This is a genomic window from Lacihabitans sp. CS3-21, assembly GCF_024343675.1.
Classification (GTDB): Bacteria; Bacteroidota; Bacteroidia; order Cytophagales; family Spirosomataceae; genus Leadbetterella.
Genome location: NZ_RJUD01000101.1, coordinates 1 through 25,241, shown reverse-complemented (window position 1 = coordinate 25,241; position 25,241 = coordinate 1). Strand labels below are relative to the sequence as shown.

Below are 25,241 nucleotides of genomic sequence, written 5' to 3'. Positions count from 1 at the left end.
AATTCTTCTCTAGAAATTATAGGTGATGAAAACTTACAAAAAATATTGGTTACCAACTGGAAAGAGAAAATCAAATCTCCAGATATCTTAATACCAAAAGGAGAAATTACAAACATGGCAACCCTTGTCAGTCTGTTGGTAAACCAAAGAGAACTATGGAAGGATGATGTTTCAAAAGGCAAAATCTGCATTGACAACCGAATATTTGTTCATCCATTTTTAGGCAAAATGACTGTAATAGACTGGGTCAATTTTGCGATACATCATACCCAACGACATATTCAACAAATAGAGGGAATTATCAGTGGATATTCCAGCAGATAAACTTCTATTAACAGCACACTTTGGTAGGATGAAATAAAAAGCAATATTATGATGAGAAATAAAGCCCATTTTTAGGTCTAAATTCAGAATAAGTATCACAAAATGTTTCACATTTCAGCCCAGTAACTAAAACTATGAGCATACCCTTTTCAAAAATGGGAGGTGTACACATAAAAAGTTGCCATTAATTAGCAATGAAGGCCGTTTACAGTGGTGTACACAGTGGTGTACACAGGGTGTATACAAAAGGTAAATTTCTATTAATTTCCCATGTTTACATGGTGTACACACTTAAGTGCATAAAAAAAACACCCAAGAATTTGAGTGTTTTACGGGTGATTTTACAAAAGGTTTTACAAAATGTTTTACCCTGGTATTTCAGGCCTATGGTATAGTTATTAGGGTCTCTTTTTGGCTGAGACCCATATCCAAACTATAACTGCAAGTCCAACCGTTCCGATAAAAAAATAAACAATACCTTTATCAATTTTTGTTTCTTCCTTATCCTGTTGAATTGGACGTGCTATTTTGTCAATCTTGGGCGGCTCATGATACTTTTCTATTATTTTGTTGAGATAATCAGATAGGGTCATTTTCTTTGACTCAGCTTCTTTTTGAAGTTTTAACTTTCGTTGCTCCGTAACTCGAAAATTGATGTTGGTGTCCTTGTTTGGTGTTGGTGTCATTTCTTTAAAATTTGAGTGTGAAAATTAATTAAATCCATATTCAGGTTGATAAAAAAGCTGTAACCCTTTGAGGAAAACTAATAGATGTTTCCATTACAGCCATTTTTTAAATCTTGTGTTTATTTGTAATAAATAAACGATTCGGTTGAGCCTCTTTCTTTTTACTTTTTCTACCCGATTCTATCCATTCAACAAGCTCTTGCTTTTTGAAGTAGTTTTGACCGGACTTTGAGTAGTGCGGAATGCTGTTGGTGCTGCATAAGCCATAAAGTGTTTGTTTGGCTTTTTTGGTAAACTCACAAGCTTGTTTCATATCCATGAATTCGTCATCAGGATTACTTAGCACTTTGTGATTTTTGAGGACTTCAGAAACTTCCTCTCGACAGATTTGCTTAAAAGCACTTAAAAGCTCTGAAAGTTCGAAACTAAGAAAAACAGTTTTTTGCATGGTGGTATTAATTTATTATTTAATGAGTGGATCCTGTGTGGATTCCTTTCAGCAAAATTATGGTCTTAAAAAATACCTGACAAGGAAAAATTATAGAAAATAGTGCGTTATAGGAATATTACGAAAAAATGTTTTTAAGTGTTTTAAAGCCTTAACATCGGAGAACAAAGATTGTGGCAATGAACCAAAAACTAGCCCTGAGGGGCAAATGCAAGGTTTGAAGGCGGGGGTGGATTAGTTATGTTTTGCACATTGTTTTGCACATGGGAATAAAAAAAGGAGTCACATTTCTGTAACTCCTTGATAATTAAGCTCCCGAAGCTGGGCTCGAACCAGCGACCCTCTGATTAACAGTCAGATGCTCTAACCAACTGAGCTATTCAGGAATCATGGTGCAAAAGTAGAACGTTTTTTCTTATTGTTCAAATTTTTCCCAACAAAAAATTTATCTTTTTTTGAGTTTTCCCACTAAAAACACTTTAAGTTTTTACAAATCAGGGATTTAAATAACTATTTCAATATTTTAATTTTTTGTGCTAAATTTGAGTTTGATTTGAAAATCACAGAATGAAAGCAGTTTTCAAAAATATTAAAAGTCGCGACGCCTTTCTTTTCTCCTAAAGAATATTTTTCCTTTTTTATTTTTTTAACCTCTCCTTCAAAATCATTGGAGGAACATTTTCTATTTTTCAAAAATGAAAACAATCATTGAACCTTTCAGGATCAAGTCTATTGAACCCATATATTTTACTACAGAAACCGAAAGAAAGCAAATGTTGGCCGATGTAGGCTACAATCTTTTCGGCCTTAAAGCAGAGAATGTCATCATAGATTTACTCACCGACAGCGGCACCTCTGCTATGAGTGCCATGCAGTGGGCGGGCATTATGAACGGCGACGAAAGTTACGCTGGTTCGCGAAGCTTTTATCGCTTTGAGGAAACCATCAAAAAGATTACAGGACTGACCCACATTATTCCTACTCACCAAGGGCGTGCAGCTGAAAAAATTCTTTTCTCTATAGTGGGCGGCGAAGGCGAAATAATTCCCAATAATACCCATTTTGATACCACCAGGGCGAACATAGAATTTAGTGGAGCCGAGGCTGTAGATTTTTTGAATGAAAATGGCAAAAAACCTGATTTTATAGCCGACTTTAAAGGTAATATGGATGTAGAGAAGTTACGTACTTTTCTTAACGAAAAAGCTGAAAAAGTACCATTGGTTATGTTAACAATTACCAACAATTCTGGTGGTGGTCAGCCTGTTTCAATGGAAAATATACGCCAAGTTAGCGAAGTATGCAGAGAATTTCAGAAGCCATTTTTCTTAGATGCCTGTAGATTTGCTGAAAATGCTTACTTCATCAAAATCCGTGAAAAGGGGTACGAAAACAAAAGCATTTTAGAGATATGCCAAGAGATGTTTAGCTACGCAGATGGAATGACTATGAGTGCTAAAAAAGATGCTTTGGTGAATATTGGAGGCTTTTTGGCACTAAATGACAGCGATCTGGCACAAAAATGCAGGAATGTGTTGGTAGTAACAGAAGGGTTTCCAACTTATGGCGGATTGGCAGGGCGAGATTTAGAAGCAATAGCCCAAGGTTTGGAAGAAATTTTGGATGAGAGCTATTTGCATTATAGAATCAGAACCATTGCCTATTTGGGCGAAAAACTAGTTGAGGCAGGGGTTCCATTGATTTTGCCCACGGGAGGGCATGCCGTCTATCTAGATGCAGGAAAATTCTGTGGACATATACCCAATTATGAGTTTCCTGGCCAAGCCATTGCATGTGCCTTATACCTGAAAGGTGGCATAAGGGCTTGTGAAATAGGCTCTATAATGTTTGGAAAATATGATGAAATCGGAAATACTGTTTCACCTGATTTGGAATTGGTAAGGTTGGCCATTCCAAGGAGAGTGTACACCCAAAGTCATATTGACTATGTGGCGGAAGTAATCATTGAGGTCTTTCAGGAACGAGAAAAATTAAAAGGTTTTAAGATTGTAAAAGAGCCAACCATGCTAAGGCATTTTACAGCGGAGTTTGCTGAATTGTAAAAAAAATATGCCACGAAATATTCAATGTTTTAAAGAAAACATGGGTGATTTCGTGGCATTTCCATTAAGTTATTTTAAAAGTTAAATTGTATTTTAGCAGTTACTCTATCTAAAATATCAAATGCCGTTTCGGCCATCTTATTGCCGCGGGTATCTAGAAGAGGGTTTATTTCCACTACTTCCAAACAAACCACTTTCTTTGATGCCACTATTCCTTCTAATAACAGATTAATTTCGTTTTGATCGAATCCTTTTGAAACCGGCGTACCTGTTCCATCCGAAACCAAGTCTTTGTCCATTGAATCCACATCGAAGGATATGTATATGATTTCGCATTCAGAAAATTGCTTTAAGGCTTCCATTACACATACATCCAAGCCCCTAAACCGCACTTCTTCTATTTTGTAATTTCTAATTTTAAATTGTTCAATAATATCGTCTTCAGCTGCCTCGGTATCTCTTACTCCAAAATAAATCAAGTTTTCGGGTAAAATCTTTGAACCTCCCATGCCTATATTCTTCATGTTTTCCCAATGCTTTTGGGTTTCGGCAATGGGTTCATTGAGCTGTAAATGTTTATTGTCTAAACCTAAAGCCGCTGCCAAGGGCATACCGTGGATATTGCCAGAGGGCGAAGTATATGGTGAATGAATGTCTGCATGGGCATCTATCCAAAAAACGCCTAGTTTCTTATCTGGGAATGCTTTTTTTATGCCGCTTATAGTTCCCAAGGCCGAAGAATGATCTCCCGAAAGTAAAATGGGGAAAAAATCATTTCTTAAATTGCGGTCAATGGCATTTGAAACCCGCGTACATTGTTCAGCCACATGGCCTATTCGTTTGGCAAAAGAATTGTGGTCTTTGTTGTAGATGGATTCATTATGTGTAGGAATATCTTCGAAAGGAAATTCATTGAAATAGTGGTTTCCCTTACCAATTGCCGCTATTTCCATAGCATCAATGCCCAAATCTGAGCCTCGAGTACCTGCTCCAATATCTGAGCGGTTTTTTAAAATTTTTATTTGCATTAAGGGTTTTGTTGGTAGTTGCAAATAATCAAATTATATTTTTAAAGAAAACAAAACAGTCAAATTTTCTTTTTTCTTATTATTAATGGAAAAAATCACATAATTATTCGCTAAAAGAAGAAATTTAAAGCCATCAGTAAAGTGTTTTTTTTGGGCAGCCGGGCGGGCTCTCGCCACTCGCTCTTTTTTGTGGCTTAGGCAAAAGGAGCTCAAACAATGGCTCCATCCCTGCAGCGATAAACCAGTAAATAAAACCTTTGGGGTCAATAACTGCATTGTATTTCAAGCATTCACTACCTCAAAAACAAAACTCGCTGCCAGCTTGGCTGTTCGGTTGTCAATATCATGTTCAGGGTTGAGTTCGGCTATATCAAAGGCTTTAAATTTCTCCGAACCGACGGCTTTTCTAAAGATTTTCTTAAAAAAATGGTCTGGCATTACGCCATTATAGGCCGTGGCACTCACGCCAGGAGCAAAGGGTGCCGCAAATACATCTAAACACACTGTAATATACAAAATGTCAATACTATCCATCCAATCTTGAAGGATTTGAAATATTTTGTTTTCATTCTCAGGCACAAAATCATCTGCCAAAATAAAAATTGTAGAAGTACTTTCGGCTTCCTGAAAAAGAACTTTTGTGTTTGAATTCTGTTGAATGCCTATGGCTAAATAATTATAATTCTCATCTTGCCTTGCTATCTGCCAAAAACCTGTTCCTGAAGTGGCTCCAACTGATTTATCGATGGCTCTGTTATCAAAATGGGCATCAAAGTTTAAAATGCCAATCTTTTGGTTTTTGAAAGCCTTTCTAAGTCCCGAATAATGCCCAAACATTACCTCGTGGCCTCCTCCAAATACTAGGGTTTTTATATTTTTTGATTGAATATTATAAACTGCTTTTGCAAGGTTTTCTTGAGCTTCCTCTAAATTAGGTCCTTCGCAAACTATATTTCCGTAATCAGCTATATGTATGTTCTCAATGATTGGAAAATTGGCACAGGCTTTTCTTAATAATTCAGGACCCTTTTTCGCTCCAGTCCGGCCTTTATTTCTCCTTACACCTTCATCACACATAAAGCCTATTATTCCAAAATCAACAGATTCTTTTAGAGCTTCCACGTTTTCTGTGTTAATGGCCTGGTGCCATCTAAGGTATTCTTCCAAATGACCGTCTATTCGGCCGGTCCAAGGCAAAGCTTTTTCGTACATTTTGTATTAAATTAAAATACCCATTTTCCAAACATTACAAGGTTTTAACTGTCCTTGATGGTACAATATTTCTCTATAATCATCAGTGAGATAGGACTGAAAATCAGCTTTATAGCCGGTTCCAATTTTTCCAATATCATACAGATTCAGAGCTTTGGCGGCTCTAAATGTAAGTCCTGAAAAAACTTCGGCAGTGGTCAGTTTTTGAAAGGTTGCGAATATGGACGCTTGCGTGAGTAGGTCACCCATGGGTGCTGAGCCCGGGTTAAAGTCAGAAGCTATAGCCAAACAAGCTCCTGCATCCAAGAGTTTTCGGGCTGGTGTAAATGGCTCGCCAAGACCAAGTGAGGCACCGGGTAATGCCACAGCCACGGTTTCAGACTGACTCAGAATTTTAATGTCTTCGTCTGTGCTAGCCTCCAGATGATCGGCAGATAATGCACCAAGTTTAACTGCCATTTGGGACGAACCCGATGTAAATTGGTCGGCATGAACCGTAATTGTAAAACCGAGTTTTAATGCATTTTGTAAATACTGAGTAGATTCGGCTATGCCAAAAGCAGATTTTTCAGTGAAAATATCAATTCGATTGGTTAAATCCTTGATTTTTGGAAGTAGGTTTTCCTCCAAATGTATTAAGTATTCGCTTGCGGTTCCCTCATAATCTCTTGGCTTCACATGAGCCGCTAAACAGGTAGACGCTACCGTTGATCTGGTTTTTAGCGTGTTAATTATCTTCAAAAGCCGCATTTCCTGCTCTACTGACAAGCCATACCCTGTTTTTATTTCTAGGGTTGTTATTCCTTTTTTTAGGAAATTATTTACCCGATTTTCGGTCAATGTCACCAAGTCTTCGTCGATAGCATTTCGAGTTTGGCTAACGGTACTCCATATACCGCCGCCCTTTTCAGCTATTTCCAAATAGCTGGTGCCAGCGTTTCTTTCTGCAAAATCCATTGCTCGAGAACCTGCAAAACAAGTATGCGTATGACAATCTACAAATCCAGGTAGCAATACGCTTTTGTGAGCTATTTCTTCGATTTCTACCAGTGGATTTTCTCTTCTTAGGGCATCGAAATTGCCCACTTCCAAAATATGGCCATTAGAAACCAAAACTCCTCCATTTTTCACAACCTCCAAGGCCTGATCTGGTATGGATCCTTTAAAATCAATATGGGCAAGAGTCAGAATTTGCGAAAATGGGCCTATAAGTTTCATGCCTTTGGAAATTTAGTTTAAAATAATACTTTCAATGATTTCATCCTCTACCAAATTTGGTAAAGTAACTTTCAGGTTTTTGGAACGCTCCATTTCGCGTTTTATGGCAAACATTGCATTTTCATTTCTTGCCCAACTTCGTCTTGCTATGCCATTGTTCACATCAAAAAATAGCATAGACTTTAATTTTTTACTTGCTTCCTTGGTGCCATCTAAAAGCATCCCGAAGCCGCCATTGATAACTTCGCCCCAGCCAACTCCTCCGCCATTGTGAATAGATACCCATGTGGCACCTCTAAAACTATCTCCTATTACATTTTGAATGGCCATGTCGGCAGTAAACCTACTTCCGTCACGAATGTTGCTCGTTTCTCTGAAAGGCGAGTCCGTTCCGCTTACGTCGTGGTGGTCTCTGCCCAATACGACTTGCCCGATTTCACCTTTGCCAATAGCCTTGTTAAATTCTTCGGCTATTTTGGATCGTCCTTCCGCATCTGCATATAGAATTCTGGCTTGTGATCCAACAACCAATTTGTTTTTATTGGCATCGATTATCCACTTTATATTATCTTCTAGCTGTTGTTTTATTTCTTCAGGGGCATCCTTTAGCATTTTTTGCATCACTTTCAAGGCAATCTTGTCGGTTTTGTCTAAATCGTCAGGTTTACCTGAAGTACATACCCATCTGAAAGGGCCAAAGCCAAAATCGAAGCACATGGGCCCCAAAATATCTTCGACATACGAAGCATATTTAAAGTCGATATTGTTTTCTGCCAAAATATCAGCACCAGCCCTTGATGCCTCTAACAGAAAGGCATTTCCATAATCGAAAAAATAAGTGCCTTTTTTTGCATGCTTATTAATGGCATTGGCTTGTCTAACTAAAGATTTTTTGACCAAAACTTTAAATTCTTCTGGATTTTTACTTATCATGTCATTGGCTTCCTCAAAGCTTAAACCCACAGGATAATAGCCTCCAGACCAAGGATTGTGTAGGGAAGTCTGATCTGAGCCAATATGTACATAAATGTTGCGGGTGTCAAATTCTTCCCAAACCTCAACCACATTGCCAATATAGGCTATGGAAACAACTTCATTACTTGACTGTGCCTTTTGAACTCTTGCTATGAGGTCTTCTATATTTTCAACCAAAACATCCACCCAGCCTTGTTCATGCCGTTTCCACGCCGCTTTTGCGTTTACTTCTGCACAAATTGTTATACAACCTGCAATGTTTCCAGCTTTGGGTTGAGCACCACTCATTCCGCCCAGGCCGGATGTTAGAAATATTTTACCTGAAGGTTTCTCGCCTTTCTTCAGTATTTTTCTGAAAGCATTAATGACAGTAATGGTGGTTCCATGCACAATCCCTTGCGGGCCAATATACATAAAAGAGCCAGCTGTCATTTGACCATATTGTGTGACGCCAAGGGCATTAAATTTTTCCCAATCATCAGGTTTGGAATAATTTGGAATCATCATGCCGTTTGTAATAACTACTCTAGGGGCATTTTTTGAGGATGGAAACAGACCCATTGGATGCCCTGAGTATAATTGTAGTGTTTGGTCATCTGACATTTTTGCCAAATACTGCATCGTGAGTAGGTATTGAGCCCAGTTTTGAAACACCGATCCGTTTCCTCCATACGTAATCAACTCTTCGGGATGCTGTGCTACAGCAGGGTCAAGATTATTTTGAATCATCAACATAATGCTGGCTGCTTGTGTACATTGGGCTGGGTAATCTTCCAAAGGCCTTGCAAAAAGTTTATATTCGGGCTTAAAACGGTGCATATATATTCTACCATACTTTTTAAGTTCCTCAGCAAATTCTAAAGCCAAAATTTGATGCCAGGCAGTAGGAAAATACCGCAAAGCATTCCTGATAGCTAGTTTTTTTTCTTCTTTTGATAGTATGTTATTTCTAATAGGGGCTGAATTAACTCCAACAGGATATGGTCTTTTGTTGGGTAACTTTTCAGGAATTCCTTTTAAAATTAATTCTTGAAACCGAGTTTTTTCTTCTTGATTTTTCATTTTATTAGCCTTTAATCAAACTAATTTATGCAGTATAGATTATACGAGTCATTTGCATTTATTTTTTGAGAGATAATTGCAGTCAAAGCTGGGCTTTTGATGAGTTGATGAAGCGTATTGATATCATATGAAAAGCTTCGGTCTTTGGTAGCAAAATCCACATGAATTCTTACCTCGGCAAAAACCTCCTCCAGCACAATGGAAGATTTCAGTGGTCTTCTAAATTCCAATGCTTGGGCTGCATATAACAATTCAATAGCCAAAATGTATTCTAAATTGTCTAAAACTGCGTGGAATTTCCTACCACTGATTGATCCCATGGACACATGATCTTCCTGCCCCAGTGATGTTGGGATAGAATCCGCCGATGCAGGGAAGCAAAGTGATTTGTTCTCTGAAACTAGAGCTGCAGTGGTGTATTGAGGTATCATAAAACCAGAATTTAAACCAGTGTCTTCTAACAATAATCTAGGCAAACCATATCTGCCTTCAAGCATCAAATAGCATCTTCGGTCGGAGATATTTCCCAACTCTGCGGCAGCAAGTGTGCAATAATCTAAGGGTAAAGCCAAAGGTTGCCCATGAAAATTCCCCCCACTTATACTATCGTGCGAACCCAACACTATCGGGTTGTCAGTAACCGAGTTGAGTTCTATTTCGGTCAATTGTTTTAGATGAATATAGGCATTTCTAGAGGCTCCATGTACCTGAGGCATACAACGTAAGGAGTAAGGATCTTGCACACGGTCGCAGTCGAGATGGGCTTCTAAAATTTCCGAACCTGACAACAGACTTCTAAGCCTTTGGGCCACCCATTGGCTACCTTCGAAGTTCCGAATATCGTGCAATCTTTTGTCGAAAGGTTTGGAAGAACCCATCAGTCCTTCGAGCGATAAAGCACCCACTATGTCTGCGATTTCTAAGCAATGAAACAGCCTAGCCAACCCAAATACAGCATGAGCCAGAATAAATTGCGTACCGTTGATCAGTGCCAAGCCTTCTTTCGGACCCAAGGTGAGGGGTTCTTTGTTAAAAGTTTTAAGCAAATCCAAAGTTTGAAATTTTTCGCCTTTATGAAATACCTCACCTAACCCAATTAGCGGCAAAAACAAATGAGAGAGTGGGGCCAAATCGCCAGATGCCCCAACCGAACCTTTGCAAGGCACAAATGGAAGAATATCTTTCTCAATCATCCACAGGATACGTTGGATAGTTTCTAAACGAATACCAGAAAATGCTTTGCAAAGCGAATGAACTTTACAAATCATCATTGCTTTTGCTAGTTGCAAAGCTATGGGTTCGCCCACACCAACACTATGGCTGATAAGTAAATTGTGCTGTAGCTCAGATGTTTGAGATTCTGAGATTTTGGTGTCACACAAAGGCCCAAATCCCGTATTTATGCCATAGACTACATCCGTACTAGCTACTATTTCATTAACCCAATTGGTGCTGTTGTTTATTTCCACCAATTTTTTTTCTGAAATTTGGCCTGTAAGTTCTCCTTTTACTAAAGCCAATACTTCGTTTACACCTAGAAAATCTTCTCCGTAATTAAACATTTAATTTAGATTTTATTCTTTCGTTTAAAGGGATTTCTCCAAACCTATCTTCTATTTTTATCAATTTTTGTAACACTTCGCTTTCTTCTAAAAACGCATTCATGGTTTGGCTCAATGCAATCCAAACGGGCTTTATTTTGTCCAGAAGGGCTATTCCTTTAGGGCTGAAACGGATGTCTTTTCGGCGTCCATCGTCATTAGAAGGCGTTAAGGCAACTAGTTTTTTTTCTTGTAAAGTTTTGATTAACTGGCTAATAGCCGAATTAGAAACGTCAAGCGTATCTGCGATTTCGTAAATAGATAAACTGCCGTGTTTGTCTAATAAATAAAAAACGCCAAACCATGATGCTTCAAATGGAATGTCGAGGTCAGTATACACCTTATTGATCTCGCTCAAAAAATAATCACTAAGTCTTTTGAGCCTTGTACCAAATACAAGAGGGCCGAGTTCTTGATAAAAATTCATATACAAATATATGTAAGTACTTATATATATTGTAATAATTTTTATATTTTTTTAAAATATTTTTATAAATTATTTATCAATGAAAGTCTTACATGCTTTTGGTTGGTCGGTGTTGATAAAATCGACAGTAAGGTCAAATAGGGTTTTCCATGCTAAAGGAGTATCTGGCGTTGCCCAAAAGCGAATGGGATAACCATAGGTGTGTACGCTATCGATAATGGTCTTTAGTTTTAGCTTTTCTTCGTCTGTCATAGGTTTATCGCCTTTCCATTTTGAGTAGCTTCCAAATGAAAAACTGACCAAAGCTATTTTTGATTTATCGCCTATGCTGAGACCTTTGAGCGACTGGTGGTCGAAAAAAATGTAATTGGGATATTTTTTGTATTCCGATATTGGTGGGCGATTTCCAGATATCACGAATTTGATATATTTCTTTTTGGAATGGGCATTGGCTAGTTTTGGATACTTCGAAATGGCTTCTTCTACAGCTCTTAATGTTGGTTCTGCATTCGTTTTTAGGTCGATAAGGATCTGAAGTTCTTGCCTTTTTCTTGCCTTAACTACCTTGTTTAAAGGCTCCAAATATAGTTTTTCGAGTGTTCTTTCAGGATTGATTTCGTTTTTTTCGTGAGCTACATATAGTTTTCCATCAATCAAATAAACATCTGCTTCTATGGATTTTGCTCCCGATTCATAGGCTTCCCAAAACGGACGAGCTTGCACATAGTCGTTGTGCGAATGTATTTTTTGAGCTAACACATTGTTCAAACCAGCAATCAATAAGAAAGTAAGCAAGTTTCTAAGCATTTTTTTGAATTTGTTGCCGCCAATTTAGCAATAAAGCCTGATTTTCGTTACTTTAGATTTTTAAATATTCAATCTTATAAAATGAAAAAAATCTTAGTTCTTCTGTTTTCTCTCATTTCTATTTTGGCAAATGCCCAAATTGGCGTTGGAGCCAAAGCTCCCAAAAAAGCTAAAATCCTTTTTGACGGATCGAATAAAATGCTCCATGAAAAGTGGCAATATTGGAATGGTCCAAGGCTGAAAGCCACCATGCCCATAAAATGGGAAATTCAGAATGATCCGGTAGAATCGGGAACAGTTGTAAACACAAATGATCCAGCAGCAGCGGGTGGACTTTACGGAGCTGCAGATATTGTAACCAAAGAAGAGTTCGGAGATTTTAGACTTCATGTAGAGTTTTTTATCAAAGAAAAAGGCGGAAATAGTGGGGTTTATCTTCAAAATAGATACGAGATTCAAGTTTTAGACGGAGATACAACTTCACATGGAATGGCAGCTGTCATCAACGAATCGCCATCGCCTTATTATGCGTACAACGGTATTGGTAAATGGAATGCTTATGACATCATGTTTCGGTCGGCTAAGTTTAAGGACGGTAAATTGGTAGAAAAACCGATGGTTACGATGTATTTTAATGGTAAAAAAGTACATAAAAATCAAAAGATTTCTCAGGTTTGGGGAGGGCCGAACTCAGGTCAAGATGGAGGTAATGATGGTGGAAAAGGCATTACTGATAGGCCAGGTGGACTCAAATTGCAAGCAGAAGGACATAATGTGTACTACAGAAACATTTGGATAGTACCGATGAACATCAAAAAAGCAAATACAGATTTTTAATAAAATAAACCAATTGATTATGAGTATTGTAGATTTATTTAGGGAAGCCAATGGCAAGCTGAATGGCAAACATTTATTGGCAATTGGCACAGTTCTGATTTATTTTTTGATTGCTGGGATTCCTTCAGGATTCGACGAACGTTACGGAATTCTTTCATTACTGATATCGGCACCGTTGGCCTTGGGTATTTCCTCTTTTTTCTTAAATCTTGTCAGGGGAAATGAGGTTAGAGTGGAGCAAATGTTTGATGGATTCAAAAACTATGTGCCTTCTCTGATTATGACTATTTTGATAACCTTAGCCGTTGGTTTTGGACTAGTTTTATTGATAATTCCTGGAATAATCATAGGCATTGGCTTCTCTATGTCATATTTTATTTTGGCTGATAATCCACAGATGGATGCCGTTTCGGCCATGAAAGCTAGTTGGGAAATGATGAAAGGCTATAAGGCCGATTACTTTGTATTTTCTTTATTGTCAATACTGCTTTGTATCCTTGGACTTATAGTGCTTGTTGTAGGTTTTTTCTATGTTGTTCCAATAATATATGCCGCTTCGGCACTTTTTTATGAAAAAATAAGGTTGAAAGCTTAAAGTTTGATCCTTAATAATATTTTGACTTCTGTACATTCTAAGTACAGAAGTTTTTACTTTCTTATCTTTTTTAATAAAAATTACCAAAAATTTTATACATTTAAAATGTTTTTAATAAAGCCTCTTTTTTGAAAATTTAAATTATTCTTATTGAAGTAATTGAAGGATTTTACAATGCATATCCTTGGCGTTAAGAAATTGTCAATTTATTATTACCAAAAATTTTGAGGTTTTAAGATATGGTTAAGACTGGCATCTTGGCATATCATTAATTGAAATTGAATCTAATTTTACCAATATATTTATAAACTTTAAACCAAATCAATATGAAACGAAAACTTCTACTTTTAGGAGCACTTTTTTGCTGGCTTGCATTGAATGCTCCTTTTTTGTTTGCTGAAGTTCCAACTATCGACAAGATAGTGAAAGGAACAGTGAAAGACGGTTCAACCAACGAAGCCTTAATTGGTAGTACAGTTACACTTAAAGGTACTAGCAAAGGGGTCATAACTGATGTAAACGGTAATTACAGTATCGCTGTTCCAGAAGACAATGCGGTTTTAGTTTTTGCATTTATCGGATACGATTCTCAAGAGGTTATGGTTGGAATACAATCAGAAATTAATGTTAGTTTGGCTTCTAATTCGTCAGAACTCGCTGAGGTGGTGGTGATTGGATACGGAAATACACGTTCGAAGGATGTAACTGGTTCTGTGAAATCTATTAAAAGTGAAGCTTTCAACAAAGGTATCATCAATTCACCTGAGCAATTGTTACAAGGTAAAGTGGCGGGTGTAAATGTAACCGCAAGTAGCGGTGAACCTGGTGCAGCCTTGAATATCAGCGTGCGTGGGCCTGGTGGTGTAAGAACTGGGAGCACACCTTTATTTGTTATTGATGGATTTGCGTTGGACAATTCGAGTGTGGGGGGAGCTACGAACCCACTTACTTTCTTGAATCCTGAAGATATTGAGACCATTGACGTTTTGAAAGACGCATCTGCGACCGCTATTTATGGCTCGAGAGGTGCAAATGGCGTGATTTTAATCACCACAAAAAAAGGCAAAAAAGGTGCTTCAAATCTTAATTACAGTACAAGTTTAGGGTATTCGAAAATGGCTAGGCCATTGGATGTTTTTACTGCAGATGAATTTAGGTCGGAAATCAAAAAAATTGGTGCAAATTTTATAGATGACGGCGGCAATACCGATTGGCAAAAGGAAATTTCGCAAACAGCTTTTACACAAAACCACAACTTGGGATTGAGCGGAGGTACTGACAAACTCAAATATTTTGGTTCTTTTGGTATGCAGAAGCAAGAGGGTGTACTTAAAAACTCAAATCTAGATAGATACAGTGGTAGAGTCAACCTCAATCAAAATTTTTGGGAAAACAAACTCAGTGTAGATGTAAACATCAGTGCATCAAGCACCAACAATGAAAGACCAAATTTTCAGGGTTTGATTGGAAGTGCAATTTCAGCTAACCCGACCTATGTTCCTTATGCCGCTAATGGTTCTTTAAAAAAATATGCAGATGGTACCAACCCGATGCTCACATTAGCTCTTGATAATGACCTTACGGTTACGAACAGAATTTTGGGAAACATAAGCCCATCTTTGACCTTAGCTAACGGATTGGTTTATAAGCTAAACTTTGGCATCGACAATTCTAGTTCTTCAAGAGATTTACAATCGCTTCCAAACGCTGAGCCTTTGGTTTTGGGTGGTTTGACCTCCATAGAGTACAAAAACACCAACAGGTTGATAGAGAACTATTTGACTTACACTTTGTCGAAGGATGTACATGCTTTAACTGCTTTGGCTGGTCATTCTTACCAAAAAATATTCCTGCAAGGTCGTTCATTTAGCATCAACAAGTTTCCGCTTAACGAAATCGAGCCAAGATTTAACCCAGGCCTGGGTCAGGATTTAACTTTGGTAAACAACAAACCTTCAGGTTTTGCGACATTAAACGAATTACAGTCGTTTTTCTCGAGAGTAAACTATGAATATGATGACAAATACTTGGCCACTGCCACTGTAAGGGTGGATGGCTCTTCAAAATTTGGTGCTAATAATAAATATGGTGTGTTTCCTTCGTTTTCAGTAGGTTGGAGACTATCGGAAGAGGAGTTTTTGAAAAACACCAAATTTGATGACTTGAAAATCAGAGCTGGTTGGGGTTTGACGGGTAATCAGGAAATTCCTTCAAAAATCACGCAAGCCTTATTTACTTCGTCGGTTTCAGGAACAACGAGCTATCCACTTGATGGCGGTACCAGTTATCCTGCCGGTACAACTTATTCACGTTTGGCCAATCCAAATATCCAGTGGGAAGTTTCTTCTCAAATTGATATAGGTTTAGATTTTGGTCTATTTAATGGAGCATTGACAGGAACTGTGGATTATTTCAACAAAGTTTCTCGAGATATCTTGTTAGAAGTTATTCCTGCCGACCCTGTTCAACCAGCGGGAACACTTTGGACGAACGTGGCCGATATGAAAATTATCAACAAAGGTTTGGAGTTTGAGCTATTACTAAGAAAAAAATTGGGCAACAAAATGCGTTATGAAGTGGGCGGAAACATAACATTTATAAACAATGTGGTGAAAAACTCTCCTTATACTGTAATACCTTCTGGTTCTGCATCTGGCTCTGGTCTTACTTCAGCTACTATCAATGGTTATATCAACGATCAGCCAATCGGTACTTTTTATTTGAGACAATTTGCTGGTTTTGACGACAAGGGTCTAAGCATATATGCCGACTCCAATGGCGACGGAATTTTCTCTGACAAAGACAGGATTGCTGCAGGTACAGCTTTGCCAAACAAAATTTACAACCTAAACGGAAACTTTAGCTACAGTTCGTTTGATTTGGGAGTTAATTTCAACGGAGTTGCTGGAAACAAGGTTTATGACAACACGGCAAATGCCAATTTTTATAAACTTAGACTTTCCAAAGGAGTAAATACTACCAATGAGGCTACAAAATACCCAGAAGAATCTATCAATAACTCTGCACCAGTGAGTACAAGATTTTTGAAAGACGGGGCATTTTTTAGATTAAACAATGCAGTTTTGGGATATACACTTAATACCTCAAAATTGGGCATTAAGAAGTATGTTTCTACTTTGAGATTAAGCGTTACGGGACAAAACTTATTCCTGATCACGAAATATGACGGTTTCGATCCTGATGTCAATACCGACCGTTCAGTGAATGGTATTTCATCTTATGGTATTGACTATTTGACATACCCTAAGGCTAGATCCGTAATTTTTGGTTTAAATATTGGACTTTAATACTTTAGATAACAATGAATAAGAAATTTACAAAAATATTTACAATCGTTGGCATTTTGTTTTTAGCCAATGCATGTACCAATCTTGAGGAAAAGGTACTTGACGAGTCGTTTAGCACTACTGTTTCTGAAAAAGATGCAGCCAATGGAGTTATCGCTCCTGTTTATGCACTTTTACCTACCATTTATCAGCATACTACGTATTTTGCACTTCAAGAAATCACATCAGATGAAGCTATTTTGCCTTATCGTGGTGGAACAGACTGGGGTGACAATGGTATCTACATAGAGTTGCACAAGCATACTTATACCAGTAACAATGCCAACGTTAGAAACACTTGGAACCCACTGGTGCAGGCACTTTCTCGCTGTGTAACGGCTATTAGTGCATTACCTACGATGTCAGACCCCAACGCCAAAACATATTTGGCGGAGGCCATTGGTATGAGGGCTTTTTACAATATGATGATTTTGGATTTGTATGGAATAGTTTTCAAAAAAGAAGATCCAGGCCAGGTTTCTGAAATATTGAGAGGGCCTGAGGCTGTGGAGTATTTGATATCAGAACTACAAAGAGCAGAACCAAATCTTTTAAACAAAGCGGCTGTAGGTACTGGCAGGTTGACCAAAGCTGGTGCTTGGGGGTTATTGGCCAGATTGTACTTAAATGCTGGGGTTTACCGTGATAGATATGCTGCAAATTTTGATTTGAAAGCTTCAGATATGGATCAAGTGATTTCTTATTGCGATAAGATCATTGCTTCTAACGAGTACAAACTCTCCAATGATTATTTCTCAATTTTTGGTGATAAAAACCGAGATAACTCTGAAATAATTTTTGCGGTGGATCAAAGGCCAGAATTGAACGGTCATAATCGTATGGCTTATTTCTCGCTTTCCGGAGATCAATTTCCTCTACCCGCTTTTCCTGCTGCAAACGGCACGGACGGTCCAGCCATTACACCAGATTTTTACAGAACTTGGGTAGAGGCAAACGAAGGTGGAGACCCAACCAAAGATCCGAGATTCTATCAAGAAAACCTCAAAATATACTCTACTGGAGTAGATACGTGCGTAGCGGGTGCTGATTTCAAAATAAACAGAGGTATCTTGAGAGGACAACAGTATGGCTTGATAAGAGTAAACGGTGTTTTCTTAAAATGTGCTGATGGTAAATATAAAGTAGGACCATTGACCAACCTTACCAGAAACAGACCAGACAAGAAGGTGATTTTTACTGAAAATGTTGATTTTACGCCTGCAGGAAGCGATTATCCAACGGGTTATAGAGTAGAGAAATATGAGTTTTCGGCGACTTCAAATACTGGACGTAACCGCGGTGACGCCGATATCATTATTGTTCGTTTGGCGGATGTGCATTTGATGAGAGCAGAAGCTCAGCTGCGTAAAAACAATGCCGCAGCAGCTTTGACAGACGTAAATGCAGTTAGATCGGCACGAACACTGACAAAACCTGCAGCTCCTTTGTCGAGTATAACCCTAGATTTGTTATTCAGAGAGCGTGGCTTTGAGTTTTATTGGGAAATGCTTCGTAGATCCGACATGGTTCGTTTCAATAAATTTGAAGGAACTTGGACCGAAAAAGATAACAACGATAAGAACAAACGTATCTTCCCTATACCGCAAACTGCTATAGATGGGGCATCGAACTTGGTCGGCTATTTGGTGCAAAATCCAGGTTATTGATCTTGGATTTTAAATGGAAAAACCGCAGCGGAAATGTTTCTGCTGCGGTTTTTTTTGTAATTTACACTCGAATAAAATTTTTACAAACCCCTTTCCAACCAATCCACCAAAAGCTTCACGCCATAGCCTGTGGATGATTTCATAGAACCATATTCTGAATCGCCGAATGCTACCCCCGCAATGTCAAGGTGAGCCCAGTTGGTGTGTCCATCTATAAATTCTTCTAAAAACTTGGCTGCTGTAATAGCTCCAGCAATGGGAGCGGAGGACAGGTTTTTGATATCCGCCACGTCTGATTTCATCATGTCTTTGTAATCATCCCAGAGCGGCATACGCCACACTTTTTCACCTGTATTTTGTCCAGAATTTATTAGACTTTGAGCCAAATCGTCGTTGTTGCTCAGCAATGCAGCTGCCGCATAGCCCAAAGCTTGAATACAATTACCCGTTAATGTAGCTAAATCTATCATTGCATCAGGCTGATGGTTCTTTTTTACATAAGCCAATGCATCTGCTAAAACCAATCTCCCTTCTGCATCGGTGTTGATGACCTCGATGGTTTTACCTAAATAAGAACCAATTACATCTCCTGGTTTTATGGCCAAGCTGTCTATACAATTTTCGGTCAGAGCCACTGCTCCCACAATGTTTACTTTTAAACCAAGTTTGGCCGCCATGTCCAAAGTGCCAATAACCGCCGCAGCTCCGCCCATGTCAGATTTCATGTAGTTCATGTTGTCTCCAGGTTTTAGCGATACTCCACCTGTGTCAAAAGTGACCCCTTTACCAATTAACCCAACTTTTTTGATTGCTTCAGGATGTGTATAATCCATAATCACAAACCTTGCAGGATTTTCTACACTACCTTTTGATACCGCCAAAAGTGCCTTTAAGCCGAGTTCTTCACATTGTTTTTCATCATAAACTTTAACGGAGAAACCTGAGGATTTTCCCATTTTCTCTATCTCCTCCGAAAGCATTTGTGGCGTTTTGTAATTAGCAGGAGAATCCACCAACTTCATGATTCTTATTTGAGTTTCAGCCAGCATTTTTCCTTTGGCCAAATCATTTTCTATGGCTTTTTCAGAAACAAAATTCAGCTCAGCATCCTCCGAGAACCAATCATTTTCCACTTTTTGGTTGGTTTTTAACATTCCCAAATTGTACTGAGCCAAATAAATACCATTAGCTATGGCTACAGCAAATTCTCCCAAACCATCATGATCCAGTAAAATGTTGATATTGCCATTCAGTTTGCTTTTATTATTGTAGAAAAAACTTCTAAAAACTTTAGAAACTGCCGAGGCTTCTCGCTTTTTACCGAGACCGAGAAAGTATATTCTATTTTCTCCAACAGACAAAAGTGTTTCTTTGGCTGAACCTTTGAAGTGGTCAAGAAGGGGCCAGTTGTCGAATTTTATAGAACTCGGTATTTTCTTTATTGTATTCGAGATTATTTCACTTTCAAAAATCGGTATTACGTATGAATTTGAAATTCCCGTACTATTTAGTTTTGTCGAAATCATGTATTTATTTTTATGAAAATTTTAAATCCTTTTCTTTTTTAATATTCAGCGTGATTTATTAAAAAAATCTGTGTTTATCTGTGCTATTATTAATTTCTTTGTTCTTTAACTACTTAACTCCCAAAGCCTCCTTATAACTCACCAAATTTATTCCTTTTCTTATAACAGCTTCTTTAACTTTTTCTGACGTAAATACAGTGGTAACATCTTGGCGTTCTTTGGCTACGTCTTCGTAGCCGATATGAGAGATGGCCCTAAGTTCTTCATTGTCAAGGCCTGGATGTTCTACAAACACATACGTTTTTCCAGTTTCTAGTTTGTCCAACATTTTTATAAAGCCTTCTATTCGCTCTTCGGTGGTTTTGTTTCTAAACTCATAGCCGGTGTATTGAATGTGCGTAGACCCCTCGTCCACCATTTGAATACCATATTCTTTCCCGATTCTGGCTGTCATTTCTTTCATTTCCTTCGTAAAAGCCAAGCTACCCATGTGGCCTGAAACATGGCTCAGCCTTGGAATATACTTTTTGGCCATTTCTATTTGTGCCCTTAGCTCCTTTTCGATATCTTCTATTTTCCAGTCGTTGTCCATTATGGCCTCCATGGGGTAGTTTTTGTTGTGAAATAACATCGGATAGAAATACCCGTCTTTATTTCTAAGACTCGGTGCTGCTGTGAGTGGTCTCCATTTTACATTATCCCATTCGCTCGTAATGGCAAAGTGTAGTCCAACATCTATTTTAGGATTTTTCTCCAACATTTTCACGGCTTCAGGAAACCACGGCGAGGGCACAATAATCTCTATAGATGTTTCGATGCCTTCCACATACGATTTTATAAGTGCCTCGTTGCCTGAATGCGAATACCCCATGTCATCACCCCTTACTATTAGTTTCGGTGCATTGGTCATCTCCGGACTTACCACCGCTTTTATGAGTGTTCTAGCTGCATTTTTATTGAAAATATTCTGAAAATCTAAGGTCACGTAGTCTCCATCAAAAACACAAAAGATGGTTTCGGTATGTGGACTTTCAATGTATTTCAAGGTCAATTCCAAAGTCTTTTCATCTAACCAAGTGTAGCTATTGGCGGTTTTAAATGGCGACTGACCTATTCTGTTTCCCCTAGCTCTGGCTACCAAATAGGGTCCAAACTTGGTCGTGGTATTTTCTACCCAAGTCCCATTTCCAAATATTAGCTTATGTTCAACAGAGTCAGTGGCTATCGTCATATTCAAATTATCACCCTCAAATTCAAACTTAACTGCTTTCAATACTCTGGTGCTAGAATACACACCATAAGTTTTTCCCGAAATCTTCTCTTTCCACTGCGATGCCTTGTTTTTTACCGAAATAGGCGTGGCCAAACTTTTTGATTTGGCATTTAATTCGGTCAGTGCTTTGGCGTTTTTTGGCAATTTGGAATCTTTCAGGGCTGGAAGAATATATTTCCAAACCAAATTTATCTCATTTTGCATGTCAGGAGCTTCGGCAGTTATGGCTATAACAGCATCTTTTTCGGGAAGAATGATGATAAATTGGCCATTGGCACCATCGGCTCTATAACCATTATTTCGGCAACGCCACATTTGATAAGCGTAGCCTTGGTGCCAGTCGCTAGAATCTCTTGTGGTAACGCCTTTGGGCAAATCTTGCATGATTTTCATGCTGCTGGCTTCTTCTATCCATGCAGCCGGAATTATCTGTTTGCCATTCCATTTGCCTTTTTGAAGAAACAGTAAACCAAACTTAGCCATATCTTCGGTTTTTAGCCTAAGTCCATACCCACCGGTGTTTATGCCCTTGGGATCTATCTCCCAGTCTATATTTTGTATGCCAAGTGGTTCAAAAAGCCTTGGCTGTAGATAGTCAATGACCTTCTGGCCAGTTACTTTCTGAATGATGGCCGAAAGCATATAGGTGGCAGGTGTGTTGTAAAGAAACTTTGTACCTGGTGTGTACACAATCGGTGTCTTCAGGAATTCTTTTACCCAGTTGTCGCTGGTGGCTATGAAATTGGCATTCTCTTTTTCATGCCCAACGCTCATCGACAGCAAATCTCTGATCTCCAAATCAGCTAAGTTTGGGCTTATTTTTTCTGGCAAATCATCAGGAAAAAAACTCACCACTTTGTCGCTCACGTTGAGCTTTTTCTCTGCCACCGCAAATCCAATGGCCGTAGCTGTAAAACTTTTGCTGGTAGAATACATGGTGTGCTTGAGGTCACTTCTGTAAGGAGTCCACCAGTTTTCTGACACCACTTTTCCGTGTCTAATCAACATAAAACTATGAAACTCGTGCTTACTTTTAGTTGTAGCTTCCAAGAAATCCAAAATGCCCTGCGAACTCACTCCCTCAGCTTCGGGCGTACTTCTAGGTAAAGAAAGTTTGTTTTGAGCCACCACTTGTAGCCCGAGTAATACCAAGAGGAATACTTTTTTCATTTTATGTTAAGATTATGATTGAATAGGTCATTAAAAGTAGTGATTTCTGATACAATTAGAATCAAAAAATCAAATTCTTATATGTTGGATTTCTATTTCTGAATCCGTTAGAGCGTTTTTAATCGCTGAGTTACTTTTGAAGTTTAGCACACTCCCATTTTTCCTGACTTCTTGTATTTTCTCCATTTCTAAATTTGCGAAAAGCCACATTTTCTTTTGTGGTTCACCCATGGCCAAGATTCCCTCATCTGGAAATCCTAAGTCAGGCGTGCTGTAGATGGCCGAATAACCATAATTTATATCCACCGCAGGCGACCAAAGGGCATCGCCAACAGTTTGTGAAACCGCCACATAGCATTGATTTTCCATTGCCCTTGCTCGAGCACCCACATGTACACGAGCAGCTCCTTTGAGTGTTTCGGTGCAACTCGGTGCAAAAATCACCTCGGCACCTGACTCACAAAGTAACTTTGAGCCAATACCAAACTCTACATCGTAGCAAGTCTGAATTCCAAATTTTCCCCAGTTGGTTTCAAAAACACTCAATTTTTTAGTGCCAGACGAGATTCCCCATTCTTCGTCCTCAAACCTCGTCATAAAAAACTTGTCTTGGTAGCCAGTCAATCCATTTGGCCCAACCACAAAAACCCGATTAACAAATCGACCATTTTCAAAAACAGGAAAACTCGGGCAAATGATAATTTTTGTGAACGCATGAGTTAACTCGACAAAAACGGCCAAAAACTTGGCCAAACGATTGTTCATTTCAACGATCTGACTTTTCAATTCTTTTCGAACTTTTTCATCTAAAAGACTTACCAATTCCATCGAAGCATATTCTGGGAATATCAAAATATCAGCATCCTCTGATTTTTCTACCCAAGTTTCGACGTTCTTTTTCCAATCATCCCAATTCCTAAAGAAGCCAATCGGGTACTGTGCGGCAGCTATTTTCATATCTTTTTCAACCAGTAAATCATCATTTTCTCTGTTTCCAGAGGTTCATTTATGTCTTTCCAACTAAACTTACTCTTCAAAACCTCACTTTTTTTATAGCCCCTACTTTCCCAAAATTCATCCAGAGGTACATAAGCCTCTGGCCTAAGCGGATGATTTTCTGGCCTATCCACCGCACAAAAACAGGTAGTTGAATAATCTCCAAAACTGGAAACATGTCTTTCCCTTTGTTCAAAAAACTGTTTACCAACTCCTTTCCCTCTACATTCCTTAAGCAAAATACTCTCTCCAAAATAGAAAATATCGTCTAAATTCATCCCACTCAGTTCAAAAGGTTCCTTTACCTCGTCGGTTTCATCCACCAAAGGAATACAAGTCGTGGCACCTACCATTTTCTCATTGTCAAAAACCGCAAACAAAAATGCACGATCTGAATTGACATAAGTCTGTAGATAATCTTTCTCGTATTCAAAACTCCCCTCATACAAATATGGAAAATCCCGAAACACCTCAATTCGCAAGGCCGCCAATCGAGTGACAACCGTTTCTATTTCTTTACCTATATATATGCAGCTTCTCATTTCGTCATTTTTGCATCAAAATTTTCAATTTTAATGAACTTAAATAAGGCCTTGTCGATTGGCAATAACCAATAACCAATAACCAATAACCAATAACCAATAACCAATAACCAATAACCAATAACCAATAACCAATAACCAACTCACTTCGAAACCAACTCTATCCAAAGCGGCAGATTATAATAAGTAGTCACCCTGCTGATTTTCCCATTCTTCACTTCCAAGAAAGCCCCTGCTGGCAAAACATACGTTTGGTTATGAGCAGGAGGCAGTCCCTCATCTGCTACTTTATATATACCATTCACCACAAACTCTATCGCTACCCGGCTATTGGTTGGCTCAGAGAAAAACACCATGTCAGTTAGAGTCTCATCATAGCAAGTATCCATCGTACCTAAAAACTCCCTAAACTTCTCCAAACCAATCCGCACATCACCCTGATTGGCCTCATGTCTTATCTCCACATCCAACAATGCCATCATGCCGTCCCAATTTTTGGCATTAAAGTGCCCGTAATACTCCTTTACAATTTCCAGTGCGTTCATTTCTCTCTTTTTTCTTTCAAATATATACCCTGCGATTCTAAAAACCAATTGGCCAACACAGCCATAGAATCATAAACTCATTACACATATATAGATTGGTCGATTTTTCTGTGGGCGTGTCCCCTCCGCCCCAGAAACCATAGAGAAAGAATAAGGTTTAGTGTTGGGGGGCTCTGGGTCGGGCTATCCGCTCCCGCTTTTGTGCCCGGCCTAGCGGCCAGGTCACAAAGAGCTCATGGTTGGTGAGCGATAGTCGAACCACTATCCCTCACGCGGGAGAGAGTAAAATTGCAAAAAAGAGAATAAAAATATTTTGAGTTGTTGTCAAAGCTAAAAACTGGTCAAAAGCTCCCAAGAAAACACATTCAATCCAGAAAGAGTGATATTTTTGGGAAAAATGTCCTATAACGAAAGTGGAAATAAATATAACAAAAGCAAGAATTTTTGTGGGGATAAAAGTCAAAAGTCTTTGAAAAGCAATGAATTAGGAGAAAGGGTTAAAAAGAATAATAAAATAATATTTGGAAAAGGGGGAAATAGTGTCTTACCTTTGCACTCCCAAACGGCGAACAAACGGATTAGAACGTAGCGGTAGCGGGATAAAGTTCAAATAAATAAATAAATTTTTTTCTTACAAATATTTGGGAAATAGAAAAAGGTTCTTACCTTTGCACCCCGATTAAGACGGAAGGGAGAAATAGAGAGGCTGGAAACAGTGACGAGCTCACGATGAAGTGGGATAAAGTTCATTAACTTATTGGAGATAGAGACGAAACATAAAGTTGGGAGATCTTTCGATGTAAGAAATTACTATGGAGAGTTTGATCCTGGCTCAGGATGAACGCTAGCGGCAGGCTTAATACATGCAAGTCGAGGGGGCAGCAATGTCACC

20 protein-coding genes, 1 tRNA gene and 1 rRNA gene are annotated in these 25,241 nt (G+C 38.6%); 7 read left to right on the top strand and 15 right to left on the bottom strand.

Annotated features, from left to right (window positions below):
* Window positions 1-324: DinB family protein (locus EGI24_RS17500; protein ID WP_255049841.1), on the top strand; the 324-nt coding region annotated here is incomplete at its 5' end.
* Window positions 325-722: 398 nt separating this feature from the next.
* On the opposite strand, the gene EGI24_RS17495 is transcribed toward EGI24_RS17500, so the two are convergent.
* The 3 genes from EGI24_RS17495 to EGI24_RS17485 form a co-directional block, all read right to left on the bottom strand.
* Window positions 723-1,010 carry a plasmid mobilization protein gene (locus EGI24_RS17495; protein ID WP_255049840.1) on the bottom strand — a complete coding sequence of 96 codons (288 nt, stop codon included), beginning with the start codon at window positions 1,008-1,010 and terminating at the stop codon, window positions 723-725.
* A 106-nt stretch (window positions 1,011-1,116) separates the two neighbouring features.
* Window positions 1,117-1,458, bottom strand: a complete 342-nt coding sequence (locus EGI24_RS17490) for a helix-turn-helix domain-containing protein (protein WP_255049839.1) — start codon at window positions 1,456-1,458, stop codon at window positions 1,117-1,119.
* Window positions 1,459-1,770: 312 nt separating this feature from the next.
* Window positions 1,771-1,844, bottom strand: a tRNA-Asn gene (locus EGI24_RS17485).
* Window positions 1,845-2,153: 309 nt separating this feature from the next.
* Between EGI24_RS17485 and EGI24_RS17480 the strand changes: the two genes are divergently transcribed.
* The gene (locus tag EGI24_RS17480) at window positions 2,154-3,521 is read left to right on the top strand and encodes a tryptophanase (RefSeq protein ID WP_255049837.1); all 1,368 of its coding nucleotides are present in this window, start codon (window positions 2,154-2,156) and stop codon (window positions 3,519-3,521) included.
* Window positions 3,522-3,595: 74 nt separating this feature from the next.
* Here the strand turns inward: EGI24_RS17480 and EGI24_RS17475 are convergent, their stop codons facing one another.
* From EGI24_RS17475 to EGI24_RS17445, 7 genes are all read right to left on the bottom strand, one after another.
* On the bottom strand, window positions 3,596-4,549 hold the full coding sequence (locus EGI24_RS17475; protein ID WP_255049836.1) for an arginase: 954 nt from the start codon (window positions 4,547-4,549) through the stop codon (window positions 3,596-3,598).
* Window positions 4,550-4,831: 282 nt separating this feature from the next.
* On the bottom strand, window positions 4,832-5,761 hold the full coding sequence (hutG, locus tag EGI24_RS17470; RefSeq protein WP_255049834.1) for a formimidoylglutamase: 930 nt from the start codon (window positions 5,759-5,761) through the stop codon (window positions 4,832-4,834).
* 6 nt (window positions 5,762-5,767) lie between these two features.
* Window positions 5,768-6,979: an imidazolonepropionase gene (gene hutI / locus EGI24_RS17465; protein WP_255049833.1), complete on the bottom strand. Its 1,212-nt coding sequence runs from the start codon at window positions 6,977-6,979 to the stop codon at window positions 5,768-5,770.
* A 12-nt stretch (window positions 6,980-6,991) separates the two neighbouring features.
* Window positions 6,992-9,016, bottom strand: coding sequence for a urocanate hydratase (locus tag EGI24_RS17460; RefSeq protein ID WP_255049832.1), 2,025 nt, complete (start codon window positions 9,014-9,016; stop codon window positions 6,992-6,994).
* A gap of 20 nt (window positions 9,017-9,036) precedes the next feature.
* Window positions 9,037-10,578: a histidine ammonia-lyase gene (gene hutH, locus EGI24_RS17455; RefSeq protein WP_255049831.1), complete on the bottom strand. Its 1,542-nt coding sequence runs from the start codon at window positions 10,576-10,578 to the stop codon at window positions 9,037-9,039.
* Entirely contained in the window at window positions 10,571-11,044 is a 474-nt protein-coding gene (locus tag EGI24_RS17450) for a MarR family winged helix-turn-helix transcriptional regulator (protein WP_255049830.1), read from the bottom strand. Before EGI24_RS17450 ends, hutH begins: the two co-directional genes overlap by 8 nt.
* 69 nt (window positions 11,045-11,113) lie before the next feature.
* A complete protein-coding gene (locus tag EGI24_RS17445) occupies window positions 11,114-11,851 on the bottom strand; it encodes a phosphatidylinositol-specific phospholipase C/glycerophosphodiester phosphodiesterase family protein (protein ID WP_255049829.1) in 738 nt (245 codons plus the stop codon).
* A gap of 81 nt (window positions 11,852-11,932) precedes the next feature.
* On the opposite strand from EGI24_RS17445, the gene EGI24_RS17440 reads away from it, so the two are divergent.
* The 4 genes from EGI24_RS17440 (at window position 11,933) to EGI24_RS17425 (ending at window position 18,297) form a co-directional block, all read left to right on the top strand.
* The gene (locus tag EGI24_RS17440; RefSeq protein ID WP_255049828.1) at window positions 11,933-12,688 is read left to right on the top strand and encodes a DUF1080 domain-containing protein; all 756 of its coding nucleotides are present in this window, start codon (window positions 11,933-11,935) and stop codon (window positions 12,686-12,688) included.
* Between the two features lie 19 nt (window positions 12,689-12,707).
* The gene (locus EGI24_RS17435; RefSeq protein ID WP_255049827.1) at window positions 12,708-13,283 is read left to right on the top strand and encodes a DUF975 family protein; all 576 of its coding nucleotides are present in this window, start codon (window positions 12,708-12,710) and stop codon (window positions 13,281-13,283) included.
* 326 nt (window positions 13,284-13,609) lie between these two features.
* Entirely contained in the window at window positions 13,610-16,591 is a 2,982-nt protein-coding gene (locus EGI24_RS17430) for a TonB-dependent receptor (protein WP_255049826.1), read from the top strand.
* Between the two features lie 14 nt (window positions 16,592-16,605).
* Window positions 16,606-18,297 (top strand): RagB/SusD family nutrient uptake outer membrane protein, encoded by a 1,692-nt coding sequence (locus EGI24_RS17425; RefSeq protein WP_255049825.1) that lies wholly within the window; start codon window positions 16,606-16,608, stop codon window positions 18,295-18,297.
* Between the two features lie 80 nt (window positions 18,298-18,377).
* Here EGI24_RS17425 and EGI24_RS17420 read toward each other — a convergent pair whose 3' ends face one another.
* The 5 genes from EGI24_RS17420 to EGI24_RS17400 all read right to left on the bottom strand — a co-directional run bounded on the left by EGI24_RS17420 (window position 18,378) and on the right by EGI24_RS17400 (window position 24,349).
* Window positions 18,378-19,823 carry a M17 family metallopeptidase gene (locus tag EGI24_RS17420; protein ID WP_255049823.1) on the bottom strand — a complete coding sequence of 482 codons (1,446 nt, stop codon included), beginning with the start codon at window positions 19,821-19,823 and terminating at the stop codon, window positions 18,378-18,380.
* A gap of 109 nt (window positions 19,824-19,932) precedes the next feature.
* Window positions 19,933-22,266 carry a ChbG/HpnK family deacetylase gene (locus EGI24_RS17415; protein ID WP_255049822.1) on the bottom strand — a complete coding sequence of 778 codons (2,334 nt, stop codon included), beginning with the start codon at window positions 22,264-22,266 and terminating at the stop codon, window positions 19,933-19,935.
* A 69-nt stretch (window positions 22,267-22,335) separates the two neighbouring features.
* Entirely contained in the window at window positions 22,336-23,223 is an 888-nt protein-coding gene (locus EGI24_RS17410; protein WP_255049821.1) for a carbon-nitrogen hydrolase family protein, read from the bottom strand.
* Window positions 23,220-23,804, bottom strand: coding sequence for a GNAT family N-acetyltransferase (locus EGI24_RS17405; RefSeq protein ID WP_255049820.1), 585 nt, complete (start codon window positions 23,802-23,804; stop codon window positions 23,220-23,222). The genes EGI24_RS17410 and EGI24_RS17405 overlap by 4 nt, the downstream gene beginning before the upstream one ends.
* A 143-nt stretch (window positions 23,805-23,947) precedes the next feature.
* Window positions 23,948-24,349 carry a nuclear transport factor 2 family protein gene (locus EGI24_RS17400; protein WP_255049819.1) on the bottom strand — a complete coding sequence of 134 codons (402 nt, stop codon included), beginning with the start codon at window positions 24,347-24,349 and terminating at the stop codon, window positions 23,948-23,950.
* A gap of 809 nt (window positions 24,350-25,158) precedes the next feature.
* Here EGI24_RS17400 and EGI24_RS17395 point away from each other — a divergent pair.
* Window positions 25,159-25,241: ribosomal RNA gene (locus EGI24_RS17395) — 16S ribosomal RNA — on the top strand; the annotation flags it as partial.

What these genes read in the sequence shown, in the direction of transcription:
- EGI24_RS17495 (WP_255049840.1), bottom strand. Translation starts at nt 1,010, where the DNA reads ATGACACCAACACCAAACAAGGACACCAACATCAATTTTCGAGTTACG.
- EGI24_RS17490 (WP_255049839.1), bottom strand. Translation starts at nt 1,458, where the DNA reads ATGCAAAAAACTGTTTTTCTTAGTTTCGAACTTTCAGAGCTTTTAAGT.
- EGI24_RS17480 (WP_255049837.1), top strand. Translation starts at nt 2,154, where the DNA reads ATGAAAACAATCATTGAACCTTTCAGGATCAAGTCTATTGAACCCATA.
- EGI24_RS17475 (WP_255049836.1), bottom strand. Translation starts at nt 4,549, where the DNA reads ATGCAAATAAAAATTTTAAAAAACCGCTCAGATATTGGAGCAGGTACT.
- hutG (WP_255049834.1), bottom strand. Translation starts at nt 5,761, where the DNA reads ATGTACGAAAAAGCTTTGCCTTGGACCGGCCGAATAGACGGTCATTTG.
- hutI (WP_255049833.1), bottom strand. Translation starts at nt 6,979, where the DNA reads ATGAAACTTATAGGCCCATTTTCGCAAATTCTGACTCTTGCCCATATT.
- EGI24_RS17460 (WP_255049832.1), bottom strand. Translation starts at nt 9,016, where the DNA reads ATGAAAAATCAAGAAGAAAAAACTCGGTTTCAAGAATTAATTTTAAAA.
- hutH (WP_255049831.1), bottom strand. Translation starts at nt 10,578, where the DNA reads ATGTTTAATTACGGAGAAGATTTTCTAGGTGTAAACGAAGTATTGGCT.
- EGI24_RS17450 (WP_255049830.1), bottom strand. Translation starts at nt 11,044, where the DNA reads ATGAATTTTTATCAAGAACTCGGCCCTCTTGTATTTGGTACAAGGCTC.
- EGI24_RS17445 (WP_255049829.1), bottom strand. Translation starts at nt 11,851, where the DNA reads ATGCTTAGAAACTTGCTTACTTTCTTATTGATTGCTGGTTTGAACAAT.
- EGI24_RS17440 (WP_255049828.1), top strand. Translation starts at nt 11,933, where the DNA reads ATGAAAAAAATCTTAGTTCTTCTGTTTTCTCTCATTTCTATTTTGGCA.
- EGI24_RS17435 (WP_255049827.1), top strand. Translation starts at nt 12,708, where the DNA reads ATGAGTATTGTAGATTTATTTAGGGAAGCCAATGGCAAGCTGAATGGC.
- EGI24_RS17430 (WP_255049826.1), top strand. Translation starts at nt 13,610, where the DNA reads ATGAAACGAAAACTTCTACTTTTAGGAGCACTTTTTTGCTGGCTTGCA.
- EGI24_RS17425 (WP_255049825.1), top strand. Translation starts at nt 16,606, where the DNA reads ATGAATAAGAAATTTACAAAAATATTTACAATCGTTGGCATTTTGTTT.
- EGI24_RS17420 (WP_255049823.1), bottom strand. Translation starts at nt 19,823, where the DNA reads ATGATTTCGACAAAACTAAATAGTACGGGAATTTCAAATTCATACGTA.
- EGI24_RS17415 (WP_255049822.1), bottom strand. Translation starts at nt 22,266, where the DNA reads ATGAAAAAAGTATTCCTCTTGGTATTACTCGGGCTACAAGTGGTGGCT.
- EGI24_RS17410 (WP_255049821.1), bottom strand. Translation starts at nt 23,223, where the DNA reads ATGAAAATAGCTGCCGCACAGTACCCGATTGGCTTCTTTAGGAATTGG.
- EGI24_RS17405 (WP_255049820.1), bottom strand. Translation starts at nt 23,804, where the DNA reads ATGAGAAGCTGCATATATATAGGTAAAGAAATAGAAACGGTTGTCACT.
- EGI24_RS17400 (WP_255049819.1), bottom strand. Translation starts at nt 24,349, where the DNA reads ATGAACGCACTGGAAATTGTAAAGGAGTATTACGGGCACTTTAATGCC.